The sequence below is a fragment of the Curtobacterium sp. 1544 genome, assembly GCF_040544915.1.
Lineage (GTDB): Bacteria > Actinomycetota > Actinomycetes > Actinomycetales > Microbacteriaceae > Curtobacterium > Curtobacterium pusillum_C.
On record NZ_JBEPKX010000007.1, the window covers coordinates 103,558 to 121,127 of the forward strand.

Below are 17,570 nucleotides of genomic sequence, written 5' to 3' on the forward strand. Positions count from 1 at the left end.
TTCCTCGTCGGAGAGTGAGAGGGGCTACACCGGTTCGCTCGAGGGGCCTTGTACCTGGGCCCGGTCCGAAATCTCTGTCTTGGGCAAGCGTGGAATCGCTTCTCGAAGGCCAATCAAGAGTTCGTCAAAGACCTTCGACGCGTCGGTGGTCACGTGGACGAAGCTGATACCGGCAGCCGCGAGCCGGTCGGCAGCAGTACGGGAGGGTTCCTCCGGGCTTTGGATGACCAGCAGCGTCGAGTGAACATTTTTTAGGGGGAACCGAGAGTGGCGTCGGATCACTGACAGAACGAATTTGATGTTGTTCGTGAACCGTGCCTCGACACCGTATCGCAACCCCTCCGAATCGAACGACGCGTCAAGGTCGCGGGAATCGCCTTTCTGAACCTCATCGACAAGTCCTTCATCAGCAAGGGTTCGGAGAGCGACAATGAGTTGAAGTGTGAGTAAACGTGATCTGGCTGCTACGAGGTTTCGCCTGTCGTCCGCCTCGGTGCTTCCGCTGCGTTCTACCTGTCTGATGTAACTGCCGAGCGCGTGCATAGCGGACGCCTCGTCCTTCGTGGACGTCTCGATCGGCGGGATCGTCGAGATCTGATTCACCAGGGCATCGCAAGTCACGCGTTGCTCCTCGGTGCGTGCTCGAGACTTGAGGGCCGTTGCGAGCGAGTATGCGAGGTTGTCGTCGATCTTTCGGGTCTCGTCCTCCCCTGCGGGAAAGATTCGAGCCGTCGTCCACTCGAAACTCTTCCACCAGTCCGCGGTCTGCGATTCTTCGATCTCGCGCTCGCGTGAGGCCACTCCGTCCTCACTGGACTGGCGAAGCTGTCTTGACACTCCAGACACCGCCAGACCCGCGGCAACGATCGTCGCGAGTCCTCCGAGTCCCGCGCTAGTTAAGAACTCTTTGACGAAAGCTCCGAATCGAGCGCCGTTGAGTACCGCCGTCCACTGCAACGCTGTGCCGATTCCAACGATGATTCCGATGACAAGCGCCGAAACGCCTATCCACCACAGGCTTGCAGTCGGCCATCCAATGAACCGGTCCCGGGCGGGACCCGGTTGACGCTTCGTACCTTCTCGCACTCAGTGATTCTGTCAGACATGAGGGCGGATCGAGATTTTTGCTGGTCGAAGCATGTCGGCCCATCGGCGATAGGCGTCATGCGCGACGATGGCGAGCTGCTCGCGGTTGTGCGAAGCCTACGAAGAGACGTCCGCGGCGATCCGCGTTCGAGCATCGAGTGCGACAAGATCGAGCCTCCGTCATTGACCGCTCGATCGGCGGCGACGAGCCCGTACGGCGGGGTGTGCTTGAAATGGAAGCCCCGGGCGACGCGGCGCGGGGTCCCGAGCACCGGGTCCTCGCTCGGGAACGCGTTGAGGATGGGCGCGGCGGAATTCGCACTTGGCGAAGGTTCGTCGTTCTGCTGCAGAACACGTTCGCATCGACGAACACCCGCTGGAGCATCACATTTCACACCGTAGCGGGCGGGGCCAGCTCAGTCGAACGCCTCGCCCGCTTCGAGCAGCTCTTGTGCGGCGATCCGACGTGCATCGCGACGCGTGACCCGAGCGGCGAGGACGTCCTCGCGTCGGAGCCGTCGGTGGGTCCCGACGCTCCGTGCTGCGATCTCACCGCGATCGATCATCTTCACCAGGGTCGGCCGCGAGACCCCGATCACGTCGGCTGCGACGGTCGTGGTCATCTCTTCGGGGAGCACGCTCGTGGACACTCCCGCACCGCCGGCCATGCTCTCGACCAGGTCGGCCAGGAAGGTCCCGAGTCGGTCCGGGAGGTCGATCGAAGAGCCGTCGTCGAGCGTCATCCTGACCGTGACGGCACGTCGGTCACCGGCCGAGGTCACGACGTCCGCTGCTTCGGCCCGCGCGACTTCGTCGACCGGGACTGCTCGACTCGTCATGGTTCCGGCGCGCAAGGTGTTCCTCCGATCGACGTCGCGACTGCGGGTGTGCAACTCACTGCACACCGTACGGCGGTTGCACTTGCAAATGCAACCCCGGCCACTGCTCAGACCGCGTCGACCAGTGCCTGCGCCAACGGGTGCCACTCGCGCGACACCGGCCCGCTCAACACCAGCGTCCGCTCGAGTCGCCGGGCCATCGGCACCATGACGAGGTCCGGCGGCAGCATCCCGCGCCCGAGCGTCGGCACGATCGACACGCCCTCGCCGCGTTCGATCATCCCGAACATGGTGTTCATCTCCCGCACCCGGTGCGCCCACCGGAACGGCTGCCCCTCGAGCTCGTGCAGCCGCTGGATCTGCCGTTCGCAGCCGCCGCCGCCCGCGACGAGCCCGTCCTCGTGCAGGTCGTCGAGGGTCAGCGCCGGCAGGTCGGCGAGCGGGTGGTCCCGGCGGACGACCGCGGCCATCTCGTCCTGCGCGACGACGACCCCGCCGTCCGGCACCGGCGACGGGTCGACGAGGACCGCGGCGTCCACCGTCCCGGCCTCGAGCCACTCGGGCATCTCGTCGTCGTCGCCCTCGTAGACCTGCACGTCCACGTCGGGCAGGGTGACCGCCCAGAGCTCGCGGAGCCGCGGCAGCAGGCCCTGGCAGACGGTGGGGACGGCGGCGAGTCGCACGGTGCCGCGCGCCGTGGCGGGCCGGACCACTGCCTCCAGGGCGTCGACGGAGGCGAGCACGCTGCGGGCGTGGGCGAGCAGGCGGTCGCCGAGCGACGTCGGGACCGCGGCGGCGCCGCGGCGGACCACCGGGCCGCCGACCTCGCGCTCGAGCCCGGCGACGGCGTGCGACACGGCGGACTGGCCGACGCCGAGGGCTGCGGCGGCGTTGGTGAAGGAGCCAGCGTCGACCGTCGCGACGAACGCGCGGAGCTGCGGCACGGAGACGGTCATGCGTCTTCCTCATCTGATCATGAGTCGCATGCGTTTGCCGCATGCGTCGAGGATGTCGACACTAGGCCACATGAACGCGGTCCTCTACCTCCTCGTGGCACTGACCTGGGGCTCGAGCTTCCTCTTCGCGAAGATCGGCCTGGACGGACTCGCTCCGCAGCAGGTCGCCACCGTCCGTACGGTCCTCGGAGCCCTCACGCTCGTCGTCGTCCTGCTCGTGACACGTCGTCGCTGGCCCCGCGAACCGCGCGTGTGGGGACACCTGCTCGTCGTGTCCGTGTTCCTCAATGCCGTGCCGTCCTCGCTCATGGCGTGGGCGGAGCAGACGGTGCCGTCCGGCCTCGCGAGCATCTACAACGCGACGACGCCGATCATGACGATGGCCGCGCTCGCCGTGCTCGTGCCGTCCGAGAAGCTCCGCGGGCGGCAGGTGCTCGGGATCGTGCTCGGCATCGTCGGGGTGCTCGTACTGGTCGGACCGTGGAACGTCGTCGGCGACCCGGCGGTGCTGGCGAGCGTCCCGGGGCAGGTCGCGCTGCTCGGGATGACCGCCTGCTACGGCATCGGACTCGCGTACCTGCGGCGGGTGGCGGTCGGCAGCGCGTACGACCCGGTCACGCTCGCGACGGTCCAGCTGACGCTGGCCTCCGGACTGCTCCTGGTCGTCGCGCCCGTCATCGCCACCGGTCCGGTGCAGTTGGACTGGAGGATCGTGGCCGCGATGGCAGCGCTGGGTTGCGTCGGCACGGGGCTGGCCTACGCCTGGAACACGCGGCTGGTGCAGGCGTGGGGTGCAGGCCGCGCCTCGACGGTCACCTACCTGACGCCAGTGGTCGGGGTGGTGCTCGGCGTGCTCGTCCTCGGCGAGCACGTGCGGTGGAACGAACCGGTCGGGGGACTCGTGGTCCTGCTCGGGATCGCGCTCGCCTCCGGGGTCGTCGGGCGCCGTCGCTCGGCATCGGGCACCCCGGATCCCGTACTGGGGACAGTCCGTCACGGCTGACGAGGAGGGCGGCGTCCTAGGATCGCGACATGTACTCGTCAACGGAGACGGAGACCGGCATGTCGTCCACCCAGCAGTCCAGCACCACGCCACGGACGCACGCCACCGCCTCCGTCGCGGCGATCCTCGCCGAGTCCGCCGCGCGGTACCCGGACGACGTCGCGGTCATCGTGGGCGACCGTCGCACCACCTACGCGGAACTCTGGTCGCAGACGCTCGCCTACGCCGGGGCGCTCCGTGCAAGAGGCGTGCAGGAGGGCGACCGCGTCGCGATGCTCGTGCCGAACGTCGAGGACTTCCCCCGCGTCTACTACGCGACGCTCGCACTCGGCGCCGTCGCCGTGCCCGTGCACGCCCTGCTCAAGCGGCGCGAGATCGAGTACGTCCTGCGCGACAGCGGGGCGACCCTGCTCGTCTGCGCCGCGCCGCTGCTCGCCGAGGGAGCGGCGGGTGCCGACCTCGCGGGGGTCGACGTCGTGACGGTGCTCGCGCCGGACGAGGCGGAGACCGGCCGTGACCGGCTCGAGGACCTCGCGCAGCAGGCCCAACCGCTCCGGACGTACGAGCCCCGCGACCCGTTCGACACCGCCACGATCCTGTACACCAGCGGCACCACCGGCAAGCCGAAGGGCGCCGAGGGCTCGCACTTCGCGCTGCTCGAGCAGGTGAACACGAACCTCATGACGACGTTCGACATGCACCGCGGCGACGTGCTGCTCGGGGCACTGCCGCTGTTCCACACGTTCGGACAGACCTGCACGATGAACACCGGGTTCCGGGTCGGCGCGACGATCGTCATGCTGCCGAAGTTCGACGGGGACTCGGCGCTCGCCGCGATGGTCGAGCACGGGTGCGGCGTCTTCATGGGCGTCCCCACGATGTACATGGCGCTCCTCGACGCGGCGACCCGCTCCGACGCCCGACCGTCGCTGCGCTACGCCATCTCCGGCGGCGCCTCGCTGCCCCTGGCCGTGCTCGAGCGGTTCCAGCAGGTGTACGACGCGCCGATCCACGAGGGCTACGGCCTCACCGAGACCTCGCCCGTCGCGACGTTCAACCACGTGGGGACCCCGCCGCGTCCCGGCACGATCGGCACGCCCGTCTGGGGTGTGGACGTCGAGATCGCCGACCCGGAGGTGCCCGACCGGATCGCCCTGCTGCCGCACGGCGAGATCGGTGAGCTCGTGATCCGCGGCCACAACCTGATGAACGGGTACCTGGACCGTCCGGAGGACACCTCGGCGGCGATCGTCGACGGCTGGTTCCGCACCGGCGACCTCGGCACGAAGGACGACGACGGCTACCTGACGATCGTCGACCGGACGAAGGACATGATCATCCGCAACGGCTACAACGTGTACCCGCGGCAGGTCGAAGAGGTCCTCGCCACCCACCCGGACGTGGCGATGGCCGCGGTGTTCGGGGTGCCGCACGAGGTGCACGGCCAGGAGATCGAGGCCGCCGTGGTCCTGCGTGCCGACGGCACGGCGACCCCGCAGGAGCTGATCGACTTCGTCGCCGCGGAGATCGCCGCGTACAAGTACCCGCGGGCCGTGCACGTGCTCGACGCGCTGCCGCTGGGGCCGAGCGGGAAGGTGCTCAAGCGCGAGCTCGTCGACCGGTTCGGCGCGGCGGGGTGACGTGACCGTCGCGGTGTCCACGCCGACGGTGTCGGAACTCGGCGCGGTGGTCCGGACCCTGCGCTCGTGGCAGCGCGACGACGCCGTCGTGCAGCTCCACCCCGGTGACCTCGGGTGGGCCTGGCGCCACGGGCCGGACGCGGTCGGGCGTGCAGTCCGCACCTGGGAGGACGACGGGCAGATCGTCGCCGTCGGCTTCCTCGACGGACCGAGCACGCTCCGCATGACGGTGGCGCCGGAGCGTTGGACGGACCCGGATCTCGCGCGCGCCCTGACAGTCGACGCCTCCGACCCGAGCACCGGCGTGCTCCCGAGCGGGCCCGCTGCGATCGAGGTCCCGGACGGCACCGCGCTGCGGGAAGCACTGCACGCGGCGGGATGGGGCGCCGGCGAGGCCTGGTCGCCGCTGTCCCTCGACCTGTCCGAGCCGGTCGTGGCGCGCGGGCCGGCGCTGCACGTCGAGGTCGTTCCCCCGGGTGACACGTCCGACTTCACGGCGGTCCACCGTTCGGCCTGGGACAACGGGTCCTTCACGAATCAGCGCTGGACCGAGATGTCCGCCGGCGCACCGTTCGCCGAGGCTCGCTGCCTGCTCGGCAGGGACGACGCGGGAGTCCCGGTCGCCGGGATCACCGTCTGGTCGGCGGGCCCCGGCCGTCCCGGACTCATCGAGCCGCTGGGCGTCCACGCCGACCACCGGGGGAAGGGGCACGGGACGGCGATGTGCGTCGCGGCCGCCGCCCTCCTCCGTGAACTGGGCGCGTCGGTCGCGTGGGTCTGCACCCCGAGCGACCTCGACAGCGCCGTCGCGACCTACCGGTCCGCCGGGTTCACGGCGATGCCGGAACGGCTCGACTGCGTCAGGACGCGGTGACGCGACCGGTGCGCAGGCGCCCCGCGCAGCACCCCGTCCGTACGCTGACGATGTGACCCCCAGCCACCGACCCTCGACCGCCCGGCTGCTGTTCGCGTCGTCGCACCCCGGCCCGACCGTCACCGTGACGGTGCTCGCCGCGGTCATCGCCGCCGCCGTCGGGCGCCCGGCGTGGCTGGTCGTCCTCGTGGCGCTCACCGTGGTCGCCGGGCAACTGTCGATCGGGCTCGCCAACGACTGGATCGACGCGGATCGCGACCGGACGGTGGGGCGCTCGGACAAGCCCGTGGCCCAGGGCCTGATCGCCGTCGGCACGGTCCGGACCGCGGCGTTCGTCACCGCCGGCGTCGCGGTCCTGCTCTCGGTGTTCCTCGGGCCGGTCGCCGCCGTCGCGCACCTCGTGCTCGTCGCCGCGGGGTGGGCCTACGACGCGGGCCTGAAGCGGACGGTGTGGTCGGTCGTGCCGTTCGTGGTCGCGTTCGGGCTGCTCCCGGTCGTGGCGGTCTCGGCCGGACCCGACGGCGACTGGCCGGCGTGGTGGGCGATCGCGACGGGGGCCGTGTTCGGCGTCGCGATCCACTGCACGAACGTGCTGCCGGACCTGGTCGACGACGCGGCCACCGGAGTCCGCGGGTTCCCGCACCGGCTGGGGCTCCGCGGCGCCGGGGTCACGGCGTTCGGTGCGCTCGTCGTCGCCGCGCTGCTCGTGCTCGGCGGGCAGGTGCTCGGTGACGACGCCGTCGGCGGTGCCGGGGTGGCGCTGGCGGTACTGGGCGCGGTCGTGGTGATCGCCCTCGCAGCGGCTGGGGTCCGGCTGGTGGTGCTGGGGCTGGCCTCGCGGACACTCTTCCGTCTGGTGATCGCGTCGTCGCTCGTGCTGGTCGTCGAACTCGGCCTCGCCGGCGCCCGCCTGGTGGCGTGACCCAGCAGACAGCAAGCAGCAAGCAGCAGCGGCCAGCAGCGAGCCGCGACCCGTCAGGCCCAGCGCATCGCGTAGATCCCGGCCAGCCCGTCCGCGGCCGGGAGGGACAGGACCGACCGGAGCAGTGCCTCCCGGCCGACCGTTGCCCACCCGCCCAGCGGACGGCCGAGTGCCATGTTGACCTCTGCCTGCCGCGCGGCCCGGCGGGCCACCGCCTGGCGCCGACGGGCGTAGTGCGGCCACGGGCCGGGCGCGCCGGTCGCGACGGCCTCCGCGAGCAGCGGCGCGAGTTCGGCGGCGTCGAGCCACCCGAGGTTCATGCCCTGCCCGCCGATCGGGCTGATCTCGTGCGCGGCGTCGCCGACGAGGACCACACGACCGACCCCGACCCGGTCCGCCTCGCGTCGCCGGACCCGGAATCCGCTGAGCATCGTGCAGCTCGCACCGTCCGGCCAGGTGCCGGTGCGCTCGGCGACGATCGAGGCGAGCCGGGGCGCGTCCACCGCTGATCCGTCCGGGACCAGGACGACGTAGCGGCGCCGGCCCCGCGGCAGGGGGAAGGACTCGACGACCCCCGCGGGTCCGACGTCGACGATCGCCGCGGACCGGGCGGCCGCGCCCTCGACGTCCGCGAAGTCGCCCATGACGTAGTGGTCCGGGTAGTCCCGTCCGGTGGTCCCGATGCCGAGCAGACCGCGGGTGACGCTCCGGGCGCCGTCCGCCCCGACGACGAACGACGATCGGACCGACACGAGGGAGCCGTCCGGGGCGGTGCCGGAGGCGTCGACGTGGTCCCGGTGCCGGTCGAGCGCGGTGAGCGTGGTGCCGGTGCGCAGCGCTGCGGGCGCCAGAGTGTGGAGGCCCTCGCGCAGCAGGGCTTCGGTCCGGTGCTGGTCGAGCGTGACGACGTACGGGTGCGTGGCCGACACCCGGTCGAAGGTCAGGGCGCCGAGGTCGCGTCCCCTGCTCCGGGCGACGCCGGTGCGCACCCGGGTGGCCTCGGCGAGCACCGGTCCGTCCAGGCCGATCGCGGCGAACGCGTCGAGGGAGGGCGGGTGGATGCCGATCGCGCGGGAGCCGGTCGGATCGGCCGTGCGGCGTTCCCACACGGCGACGCGGACACCCCGCGCCGCGAGGAGCGCCGCGGCGAAGAGGCCGACGGGTCCGCCGCCGACGACGAGGACGTCGACGCGCTCCGTGGTCACGTGCCGAGCCTACGGACGGGCGGCACGGTGGTCGCCCAGGCGGGCCGGGCCCGGATCCGGCGTCGTTCCGGACTGGAGGCGCGGGGCGGGCCCGACCCGTGCCTCCAGTCCGCAGCGTGGTCGCGTCAGACGGCCGCGTCGGCCGTGTCGCGCGCGGACCGGTCCGCCGCCATCAGGCGCCGCGCCTCGCGGAACCGCTTCCGTGCCTTCTCGACCGGCACCTCGATCGCGTAGGCAGCGCCGACGGCGACGAGGAGCGCGGCTCCGACGAGCCACACCGTGCCCCAGGCGCCGATCGCGTACGTGCCGAGCAGGGCGATCACGAGCGGGTGCCACAGGTACGCCGAGTACGACACGCGTCGGCCGAACCAGGAGATCGGCGTCCACGCGAGTGCCGCCGACAGCGGGGAGCGGACGGACACCAGGCCGCCGATGAGCAGCGCCGAGATGAGCCCGGTCACGGGGAGCACCACGCCGAAGGACCACGCGTGCTGCGTCCAGTCGTCGTCGATCCAGAACTGCACCCCGGCGAGCAACCCGATGCCGACCCAGGTGCCGACGTGCCCGGCGATCCCGGACGCCCAGGCCCGGATGCGTTCGTCGTCCAGGAGCAGGGCGAGCAGGCACCCGGTCGCCAGCGGCACGACGCCGAGCAAGGGGGAGAAGTACACGTCCGGCGTCGCGCCGGCGTTCGGGGTGCGGTAGCTCAGCCACGATGCCGCAGCCGCGCCGACGATGACCACGCCGAGGCCGGTCATCAGCCAGCGACGGCGGGAGCGCAGGGCGAACAGCAACACGAGGACCGGCGGCCAGACGAGGTAGAACTGCTCCTCCATGGACAGGCTCCACGTGTGCGCGAAGACCCCCTGCGTGGTGTCCCAGTAGGAGCGGAAGAGGTTGCCGGTGTAGCTCAGCGCGATGAACGCGGCCTCGCCGGGGGAGAACGAGGCGCCCTTGTAGTCGCCGACCCAGCTCCACAGGGCGAGCCCCACGACGACGAGCGCGAGCAGGGCGGGGTAGAGCCGCAGGAGCCGCTTCGTCCAGAACGAGCCGAGTCGGATGCGACCGGTGCGACGCTTCTCGCCGAGCAGCAGGGTCGTGATGAGGAACCCGGAGAGCACGAAGAACACCGTCACGCCGATGAACCCGCCCTCGAACTGCGGCACGTGCAGGTGGTACAGGATCACGATCAGGATCGCCACCGTGCGGAGGCCGTCGAGCGCCGGGGCCCGGTGGGTCAGCGGCGGCGGGGGCGTCGGTCGTGCGGCCCTGCCGTCGGTGTCGGCCGGTGCGGATGTGGTGCGGGTCCGCTCCGGCGTGAGCGTGGTGGTCGCCACGGACGCCTCCTGCGAGATCGGGTTGCGGGGGCCACTGACCGTCGGGTCGTGACCATTCCGTTACAGGATGCTCGCGGAACGTAAGAGCGGTCTCAACGACCGGGGTGCACCAGGCTCGTCAGGGCGTCGAGTCGTTCGTGGGCGATCTCGGCGAACGGGCGGTCCTCGTCGTCGGCGATCCACTGGGCGAACGACAGGTGGAACACCGTCACGGCGGTTTCGGCGGCGATCGTCGCGGCCGGTTCGGGTACACCGCGGTCACGCAGGACCTCGCCGAGCCGGACCTTCAGGGTCGCGAGCTTGCCGAGCTCCCGCTCGCCGAGAGCCGGGTTCCCGTCGATGATGCCCTGGCGTGTGCGCGACCACGGACGGCGTTCCTCCGGGAAGAACGCACCGGCGGCCTCGAGCGCGCGGCGGACGAGGTCGAACGGGGCCGCGTCCGCCGGTGCTGCCTCGATCGGGGTGGTGAACATCCCGAGGAAGTCGTCCTGCCCGGCGAACAGGACCTCGCGCTTGTCGGCGAAGTGCCGGAAGAAGGTGCGCTCGGTGACCTCTGCCGCGGCGGCGATGCCGGCGACGGTCGTCTGGTCGTAGCCCTGCTCCATGAACAGCTGCAGCGCGGTCGTCTGCAGACGTTCACGGGTTCCGGGTTGCCATCGGGCCATGTCCGCAGTCTACTGATGACAGCGGCTGACATCGAGTGCTACAGTGATGTCAGTTCATGACATCATCGTCGTGGACACCTGTGAAGGGAAGACACATGCACGTGTTCGTCACCGGGGCCTCCGGCTGGATCGGCTCCCACACCGTCGATGACCTCCTTGCCGCCGGCCACACCGTCACCGGCCTCGCACGCTCCGACGCCTCCGCCGCAGCGCTCGAGGCGAAGGGCGTCACCGTCCTCCGGGGCGACCTCGACGACCTCGACGCCATCCGTCGCGGAGCCTCCGAGGCCGAGGGCGTCCTGCACCTCGCGAACAAGCACGACTGGGCGAACCCCGCCGCCACGAACGCCAGCGAGCGTGCCGCGGTCGAGACCATCGGCGAGGCACTCGTCGGCACCGACCGCCCGTTCGTCCTCGCCTCGGGCGTCGCCGGACTCGCACAGGGCCGCCCCTCGACCGAGTCGGACCCGAACCCGTTCGTCGGCCCGGAGAGCATGCGCGGCGGCAGCGAGAACCGCGGCTTCGACTTCGTCGACCAGGGCGTCCGGACCATCGCGGCCCGCTTCAGCCCGACCACCCACGGCACGGGCGACCACGGGTTCATCGCCGCGATCGTCGGCGCCGCACAGCGCACCGGGGTTTCCGGCTACATCGGCGAGGGCACGAACAGCTGGGCCGCCGTGCACGTCACCGACGCCGCGCGCCTCGTCCGGCTCGGCCTCGAGCAGGCGCCCGCCGGCACGAAGCTGCACGCCGTCGCCGAGACCGCGATCCCGACCCGGGCGATCGCCGAGGCCATCGGCGAAGGGCTCGGGCTGCCCGTGACCTCGGTCGACACGGCCGACGCGGTGTCCCACTTCGGGTTCATCGGGCAGTTCTTCGGCATGGAGATGTCCGCGACCTCGGACGCGACGCGGGAGCTCCTCGACTGGGAGCCCACCGGCCCGGGGCTGCTCGAGGACATCGCCGCCGGTGCCTACTTCGAGGTGGCCGCGCGGCGCTGACCCGGAACGACAGGACCGACGTCGTACGACGTCGGTCCTGTCGTTCGTTGCGCGCGCGGGAGACCGCGCCGCGCGAGCAGCGACGAAGTCGCTGTCGTACGACGTCCACGTTGTCGTACGGAGTCGGTCCGCGCGCGGCGCCAGCCCCACGCGACCACCCACCGGCCTGGAGGCGCGTGGCGACCCCGCCCCGCGCCTCCAGGCCGTCGCCGGTCCGGACCACCGCATCGAGTGAGCAGAAATGGTCGGGTCCCGTCTCCGGACCCGACCATTTCTGCTCACTGAACGAGCGCGCGCGCCTACTCCGCCTTCTGCATCTGCCACGGCTCGGGCTCGCGGTCGCCGTTCGGCCGCACGGGTCGCACGTCGCCGACGATCGGGATCGCCCGCTTCCGCATGAACCACAGGTACCGCACGAAGAAGTGCGACAGCGTCGACAGCCGGTTGCCGTTGCCGAGCAGCGACGCGATGTGCACCGCGACCCAGGCCGCCCACGCGACCGGCCCGACCATGGTGATGCCGCCGCGGAGCTGGGCGACCGCGGCGTTCGTACCGATCGTGGCCATCGTGCCCTTGTCGAAGTACTTGAAGTGCTCGGTCGCCTTGCCCTCGAGCAGGCGCTTGATCTGCCGCGCCGAGTGCCGTCCACCCTGCAGTGCCGGCTGGGCGAGCTGCGCGAGGGCGTCATCCTGCGCCGCGATGTCGCCGGCGGAGAAGATCCGCTCGACGCCCTTCACGCTGAGGTCGTCGTTCACCTGGATGCGTCCGCCGTGGGTCTGCGGCATGCCCCATCCGGAGACCTCCTTGTGTGCGGCCACACCGGTCGCCCAGATGACCTGCGACGCCGGGATGAACTCGCCGGACGCCGTCATCACGCCGTCCGGCTTCACCTCGGAGACGCCGGTGTTGAGGCGCAGGACCACCCCGCGCTTGCGCAGGACCTTCGCTGCGTACCGGCGCAGCCGCGGGGCGAACGGCTTGAGGAGTTCACCGCTCCGGTGCACGAGGGTGATCGTGATGGCGCCCTTGTCCAGCTCGGGGTAGGCGCCTTCGAGGGCCTGGTCGCGGAGCTCCGCGAGCGCCCCGGCCATCTCCACACCGGTCGCGCCACCGCCGACGATGACGATCTTGATCTCGTCCGGGCCCTGGTTGGCGGCGGCTTCCTCGAGGCGGGTGAACAGCTCGTCTCGGATGCGGAGCGCCTGCGAGCGGGAGTACATCGAGTACGCGTACTCGTACGCCCCAGGGGTGCCGAAGTAGCTCGTGTTCACGCCGTTGGCCAGGATGAGCCAGTCGTAGTGCAGGTGCTCGCCGTCGGACATCTCGGCGATCCGCTCGACCGGGTCGATGCCGGTGAGCAGCCCGTGCCGGAACTCGGCGTTGCTCTGCTTCGCGCGGAGGCTCCGGAGGAAGTACGTCACGTCGCCGGCGTTCAGCCCGCCCGTCGCCACCTGGTACATGAGCGGCTGGAACATGTTGTAGACGTGGCGGTCGACCAGGGTCACCCGCACCGGCGCGTCGGCGAGCTCGCGCATGGCGGCGACACCGGCGAATCCACCGCCGACGATGACGACGTGCGGGCGGGTGTCCTGGGGCATGCTGACTCCGGCTTCCTCGGATGGTGAGATGGTCACCACCGAGGGTACGCGCGGTTCAGCGGGCCGTTTGACCTGGAGGCTCGGCTGACGTCCGTCAGGCGTCGAGCCTCGCGTAGGTGCTCACGACGTTCCCCTTGCTCGTCACGGTGCTGTCGACCAGACGCAGGCGCATGGGCGGGTCCGTCGGCTCGAAGAGCTTGCGGCCCGACCCGGCGATCGCCGGGTGCACCAGGAGCTGCAGCTCGTCGAGGACCCCCGCGAACAGCAGGCTGCGGACGAGCGTGACGCTGCCGCACACCGCGATGTCGGCGCCCTCCTGCTGCTGCAGCCCGCGGACGAACGCGGGGACGTCGCCCTGGATCCGGGAGCTGTTCTCCCACGCCAGGTCGTCGCCGAGCGTGGTCGAGGCCACGTGCTTCTCGATCGGGTTGATCCACTGGCCGAAGGGGTCGTCGGCGTGGGCGGGCCACCACTCGGCCCACTCCAGGTAGCTGTTCCTCCCGAGCAGGACGGTGTCGGTGCGTGCCATGAAGGGGCCCATGCCCGCTCCGAGTTCGTCGTCGAAGGAGTCGTACTGGAACTCGTACGGGTCCTGCACGACGCCGTCGACCGACGCGAACAGCCCTGCCGTCACCTTGCGCATGGTCGGAGCGTAGCCCTCAGCTGTTCGAGGAGGAACCGCTCGTGCCGGGGAACTGGTTCGTCCCGCCGTTCGTCCCGCCGTTGGTCCCGCCGCCGGGGAAGCCGTTCGTGCCGTTCCCGGGCACCTGCGTCGTGGACTGGCTCGTGCCGCCGCCGATGGCGTGGCCGATCGCGAACCCGATGCCGCCGCCGACGAGGAGCGCCGCGAGCCCGACGGCCACGGCGACGATCGGCCAGAACCACGGCGGCTTCGGCCCACTGCGGCGCTTCCCGGCGGGAGTCGCGGCGGCGTTCCCGTACCAGGGGGTCGCGCCGTACGGGTACTGAGCGTACGGGCCGGCGGGAGGTGCGGCGGGCGCGGCGGGTGCGTCGAGCGTCGCAGTGGAGGTGGGTGTCGGAGCCGCTCCCCAGCCCGCGGGGCTGCTCGGGTACGCGGTGGGGGGCTGCGTGGCCGTCGGGTGCGCGTCGGTGCGCTGCGTCGGGTCGCCGGGGTTCGTGGGGGTGGTGTCGCTCATGGAGACGAGTGCACACCGGTTCCTTGTGTGCGGCCGATGACCGGGCTGACGCCTCACTGTGCACTGCGCCGACGGTCCGCCAGGCGTGCCGCGTAGCCTCGGGTCGTGCGTGTGACGGCGGAGGGCCAGCGATGACCGAGGCGACCACGTCCGGACCCGGGCCGACGCGCACGGACCGCACCGCGCCTCCCGTCCGGATCTCGCTGGTGCGTCGCGGATGGTGGGCCGCACTCGACTGGTGGTACGCGATCCGGTGGCAGCTGCGGAGCTTCGGGCCGACCACGGCCGACGACTACCGGACCGGCGACGGACAGCCCGTCGTCGTGGTCCCCGGTGTCTACGAGACCTGGCACTTCATGCGGCCGCTGATGGACGCGCTGCACGACCGCGGACACCCGGTGCACGTGCTCTCGGTGCTCCGGCACAACCTGCGTCCCGTTCCGGAGTCGGCGCGGGCGGTGCTCGCGTACCTGGAGCGCCACGACCTGAGTGACGTCCTGCTCGTGACGCACAGCAAGGGCGGGCTCATCGGCAAGTACGCGATGACGCGACTCGACGACCACGGGAGGATCGACCGGATGGTGGCGGTGTCGACCCCCTTCGGAGGCTCGGGGTACGCGCGGCTCGCGCCGGTCCGACACCTCCGGGCGTTCCGGTCCGGCGACCCGGTGCTCGCCGGCCTCGCGCGGGAGCTCGACGCCAACGCGCGGATCACGTCGGTGTACGGGGTGTTCGACACGCTCATCCCGGAGGGGAGTGCGCTCGCCGGGGCCACGAACGTGCGGGTGCCCGTCGGCGGCCACTTCCGGATCCTCGGCGATCCCAGGACCACGGCCGCCGTGCTGCGGGCGGCGGGGGACCTGCCGGGCTGACGGGCGGGCGGGCGCGAGGCGGGCTGCAGTGTGCGAGGTTCCGCGCACCGTGCGGGCCGGCGAACCTCGCACCGTGTCCGGAACCTCGCACCGACGACGCCGGACGACGCCGGACGCCGCCGGACGTCGCCGGGCTCGCACGGTGCGAGGTGCGCCGGGCGGGCGGGATCAGGCGCCGGGCAGGAACAGGCAGAACGGGTGGCCGTCCGGGTCGAGCAGCACCCGGACGTCGTCCTGCGGCTGGAACTCGGCCTGCCGGGCTCCGAGCTCTTCGGCGCGGGCGACCGCCGCCGGCAGGTCCTCGACCTGGAAGTCGAGGTGCAGCTGCATGCCCGGAGCGTCCTCGGTCCCGGGCCAGGTCGGTGCCACGTAGGCGGGTTCGTACTGCACGGAGAGGCCCGGTCCGTCCGCGGGGCGGATGCGGGCCCAGGTCGGGTCGTCCTCGTGGACGGTCCAACCCGTGAGCGCGCCGTAGAACCGGGCGAGCGCGAGCGGTTCGGGGGACTGCAGGACGGTGGCGGCGAGCGTCGGCATCGACGGGTCAGCAGCGGTCATGCGCGGGAGCGTACGCCGAGCCGGGCCGCGGCGGTTTCCCGGACGAGCAGGACTCAGCGGTCGGCGACGCTCGCGCGCTCGACGATCCGGTGCGGGATGACGACCGTCTCGGGGGCGGCGTCGCGCTCGGCGATCCGCCGGGTGAGCAGGTCGAGGGCGGCCGTCGCGAAGGCCCGTCGGTCGAACGACACCGTGCTGAGTGCCGGGATCGCGTAGGCGGCGCCGTCCACGTCGTCGAACCCGATGACGCTCACCTGCTCGGGCACCCGGACGCCCCGGGCGGCGAGGACGTGGAGCACCCCGAACGCGATCGAGTCGGTGAAGGCGAAGACCGCGTCGGGCAGCGGGTGCTCGTCGAGCCACGCCGCGAACGCCTCCGCCGCGGCACTGGTGGTCCACGAGGGCAGCGGGACGCGGAGTGCCGGATCGGGCTCGATGCCCGCGGCCGACAGTGCGGCGAGGTACCCGCGCTCCCGGAGTTCGCTCGTGGCCGTCGCTGCCGTGGCCCGCGCCGCGCCGACGATCGCGATCCGACGGTGCCCTCGGGACACCAGGTACGCCGTGACCTGCTCGGCCGCCGCGCGACTGTCCACGTGCACCTGGTCGACGTGCTCGGGTTCGACCTCGCCGATCACGACCGTCGGCGGGAGCCCCTCGGTCGAGGCCAGGACGCTCGCGCTGAGCGACACCGGGTTCAGGATGAGTCCGTCGACGAGGTGCGCCCGCGCGCGGGAGACCAGGTCACGCTCGCGGGTCGGCTCGTTGCCGGTCTGGTCGAGCTGCACGGTCCACCCGCGCTCACGGGCGAGTTCCACGAACCACTGCGCGAGTTCGGCCGAGTAGGCGCTGGCCATCTCCGGCAGGGTCAGCGCGATCGCGCCGGAGCGGCCGTTGCGCAGCCCGCGGGCGGACAGGTTCGGCACGTAGTCGAGCTCGGCGAGGGCCTGCTCCACGCGCTCCCGTGTCTCCGGGCGCACCACGACGCCGCCGTTGATGACGTTGGAGACGGTCTTCGGCGACACCCCGGCGAGGGCGGCCACGTCCCGCACGGTTGCGCGCATCGGGTCGAGCGTAGCGGTGTCTGGTCAGGGTCGGACGTACTTGTGCACGTACGTCGTGTACTCGACGGGGACGGTCGGTCGCCCGGCGGTCTCCGGGTCCTCGTCGAGCAGTCGCTGCACGGCGTCGAGCAGCGCGGTCCGCTCGGACTCGGGTCGGACGATGACGTAGCTCCGCGAGGCGACCATGTCGAGGAACGCCGAGCGGTCCTGCTCGTGGACCCAGGAGAACTGCTCGTACTCGCCCTCGCCGAACGGGGCGCCCACGACGGGTGCGCCGTAGTCCATCACCCGGGACTCGGGCTGCTTCATGAGCGCTCCGAGTCGTGCGGACCAGGGCTTCGTCTCGTCGCGGACGTTCCAGACCAGCCCGAACACGCCGCCGGGCCGCAGCACGCGTGCCACCTCGGCGGCACCTCGTACCGGGTCGACCCAGTGCCACGCCTGGGCGAACGTCACACCGTCGGCGACGCCGTCCCCGAGCGGGATCGACTCGCCCGTCCCGTCGAGTGCCCGGACGTCCGGCAGCGCGGTCTGCAGCCGCGAACGCATGGCCGCGTCCGGTTCGACGGCGACGACCTCCTCCGCGTGGTCGACCAGCGTGCGGGTGAACTTCCCGGTCCCCGCTCCGACGTCGGCGACGAGCCGGGCCCCGCCCGGGAAGAGCCAGCCGGCGACCGCCGACGGGGAGCCGGGGCGACCGTGCTCGTAGGCGTCGGCTGCCGCTCCGAACGACTGTGCGTGCTGCTCGAAGGTCATGCCCCCAGCATGCCGCACGGCCCGCCCGACGGCTGCGACC

General features: G+C 71.7%; 18 protein-coding genes. 6 read left to right on the top strand and 12 right to left on the bottom strand.

The features are described from left to right. Positions 1–24: 24 nt before the first annotated feature. From ABIC61_RS06495 to ABIC61_RS06505, 3 genes are all read right to left on the bottom strand, one after another. Positions 25–1,086 (bottom strand): hypothetical protein, encoded by a 1,062-nt coding sequence (locus ABIC61_RS06495; protein WP_354029251.1) that lies wholly within the window; start codon positions 1,084–1,086, stop codon positions 25–27. Positions 1,087–1,502: 416 nt separating this feature from the next. Then, entirely contained in the window at positions 1,503–1,925 is a 423-nt protein-coding gene (locus ABIC61_RS06500) for an excisionase family DNA-binding protein (RefSeq protein ID WP_144751142.1), read from the bottom strand. A gap of 107 nt (positions 1,926–2,032) precedes the next feature. Then, positions 2,033–2,881: a LysR family transcriptional regulator gene (locus tag ABIC61_RS06505; protein WP_354029252.1), complete on the bottom strand. Its 849-nt coding sequence runs from the start codon at positions 2,879–2,881 to the stop codon at positions 2,033–2,035. 70 nt (positions 2,882–2,951) lie between these two features. On the opposite strand from ABIC61_RS06505, the gene ABIC61_RS06510 reads away from it, so the two are divergent. The 4 genes from ABIC61_RS06510 to ABIC61_RS06525 are packed head-to-tail and all read left to right on the top strand — an operon-like array spanning position 2,952 to position 7,320. Continuing rightward, positions 2,952–3,884 carry a DMT family transporter gene (locus tag ABIC61_RS06510; RefSeq protein ID WP_354029253.1) on the top strand — a complete coding sequence of 311 codons (933 nt, stop codon included), beginning with the start codon at positions 2,952–2,954 and terminating at the stop codon, positions 3,882–3,884. Positions 3,885–3,943: 59 nt separating this feature from the next. After that, positions 3,944–5,524 (top strand): long-chain-fatty-acid--CoA ligase, encoded by a 1,581-nt coding sequence (locus ABIC61_RS06515; protein ID WP_354029288.1) that lies wholly within the window; start codon positions 3,944–3,946, stop codon positions 5,522–5,524. Between the two features lies 1 nt (position 5,525). Continuing rightward, positions 5,526–6,398, top strand: coding sequence for a GNAT family N-acetyltransferase (locus ABIC61_RS06520; RefSeq protein WP_354029254.1), 873 nt, complete (start codon positions 5,526–5,528; stop codon positions 6,396–6,398). Between the two features lie 52 nt (positions 6,399–6,450). Further along, positions 6,451–7,320: a UbiA family prenyltransferase gene (locus ABIC61_RS06525; protein ID WP_354029255.1), complete on the top strand. Its 870-nt coding sequence runs from the start codon at positions 6,451–6,453 to the stop codon at positions 7,318–7,320. Between the two features lie 53 nt (positions 7,321–7,373). Here ABIC61_RS06525 and ABIC61_RS06530 read toward each other — a convergent pair whose 3' ends face one another. From ABIC61_RS06530 to ABIC61_RS06540, 3 genes are all read right to left on the bottom strand, one after another. After that, positions 7,374–8,525 (bottom strand): FAD-dependent oxidoreductase, encoded by a 1,152-nt coding sequence (locus ABIC61_RS06530; RefSeq protein ID WP_354029256.1) that lies wholly within the window; start codon positions 8,523–8,525, stop codon positions 7,374–7,376. A 125-nt stretch (positions 8,526–8,650) separates the two neighbouring features. Then, entirely contained in the window at positions 8,651–9,862 is a 1,212-nt protein-coding gene (locus ABIC61_RS06535; protein ID WP_354029257.1) for an acyltransferase family protein, read from the bottom strand. 92 nt (positions 9,863–9,954) lie between these two features. Beyond that, positions 9,955–10,527 carry a TetR/AcrR family transcriptional regulator gene (locus ABIC61_RS06540; RefSeq protein WP_354029258.1) on the bottom strand — a complete coding sequence of 191 codons (573 nt, stop codon included), beginning with the start codon at positions 10,525–10,527 and terminating at the stop codon, positions 9,955–9,957. Positions 10,528–10,622: 95 nt separating this feature from the next. On the opposite strand from ABIC61_RS06540, the gene ABIC61_RS06545 reads away from it, so the two are divergent. Further along, positions 10,623–11,531, top strand: a complete 909-nt coding sequence (locus ABIC61_RS06545; protein ID WP_354029259.1) for an SDR family oxidoreductase — start codon at positions 10,623–10,625, stop codon at positions 11,529–11,531. Positions 11,532–11,830: 299 nt separating this feature from the next. Here the strand turns inward: ABIC61_RS06545 and ABIC61_RS06550 are convergent, their stop codons facing one another. Genes ABIC61_RS06550 through ABIC61_RS06560 form a run of 3 tightly spaced genes read right to left on the bottom strand, consistent with a single transcriptional unit; the run spans position 11,831 to position 14,286 of the window. Then, positions 11,831–13,165 (bottom strand): NAD(P)/FAD-dependent oxidoreductase, encoded by a 1,335-nt coding sequence (locus tag ABIC61_RS06550; protein ID WP_354029260.1) that lies wholly within the window; start codon positions 13,163–13,165, stop codon positions 11,831–11,833. A gap of 58 nt (positions 13,166–13,223) precedes the next feature. Next, positions 13,224–13,772 (bottom strand): dihydrofolate reductase family protein, encoded by a 549-nt coding sequence (locus tag ABIC61_RS06555; RefSeq protein WP_354029261.1) that lies wholly within the window; start codon positions 13,770–13,772, stop codon positions 13,224–13,226. A gap of 16 nt (positions 13,773–13,788) precedes the next feature. Beyond that, the gene (locus ABIC61_RS06560) at positions 13,789–14,286 is read right to left on the bottom strand and encodes a hypothetical protein (RefSeq protein ID WP_354029262.1); all 498 of its coding nucleotides are present in this window, start codon (positions 14,284–14,286) and stop codon (positions 13,789–13,791) included. Positions 14,287–14,417: 131 nt separating this feature from the next. Here ABIC61_RS06560 and ABIC61_RS06565 point away from each other — a divergent pair, with 131 nt between their 5' ends. Further along, on the top strand, positions 14,418–15,158 hold the full coding sequence (locus ABIC61_RS06565; protein ID WP_354029263.1) for an alpha/beta hydrolase: 741 nt from the start codon (positions 14,418–14,420) through the stop codon (positions 15,156–15,158). A 168-nt stretch (positions 15,159–15,326) separates the two neighbouring features. Here the strand turns inward: ABIC61_RS06565 and ABIC61_RS06570 are convergent, their stop codons facing one another. From ABIC61_RS06570 to ABIC61_RS06580, 3 genes are read right to left on the bottom strand one after another with little or no spacing between them, the layout of a single operon-like run. Continuing rightward, complete coding sequence (locus ABIC61_RS06570; RefSeq protein WP_354029264.1) at positions 15,327–15,713, bottom strand: VOC family protein; 387 nt, start codon at positions 15,711–15,713, stop codon at positions 15,327–15,329. A 53-nt stretch (positions 15,714–15,766) separates the two neighbouring features. Further along, positions 15,767–16,774 (bottom strand): LacI family DNA-binding transcriptional regulator, encoded by a 1,008-nt coding sequence (locus tag ABIC61_RS06575; RefSeq protein ID WP_354029265.1) that lies wholly within the window; start codon positions 16,772–16,774, stop codon positions 15,767–15,769. A gap of 24 nt (positions 16,775–16,798) precedes the next feature. Further along, on the bottom strand, positions 16,799–17,530 hold the full coding sequence (locus ABIC61_RS06580) for a class I SAM-dependent methyltransferase (protein WP_354029266.1): 732 nt from the start codon (positions 17,528–17,530) through the stop codon (positions 16,799–16,801). Positions 17,531–17,570 lie beyond the last annotated feature (40 nt).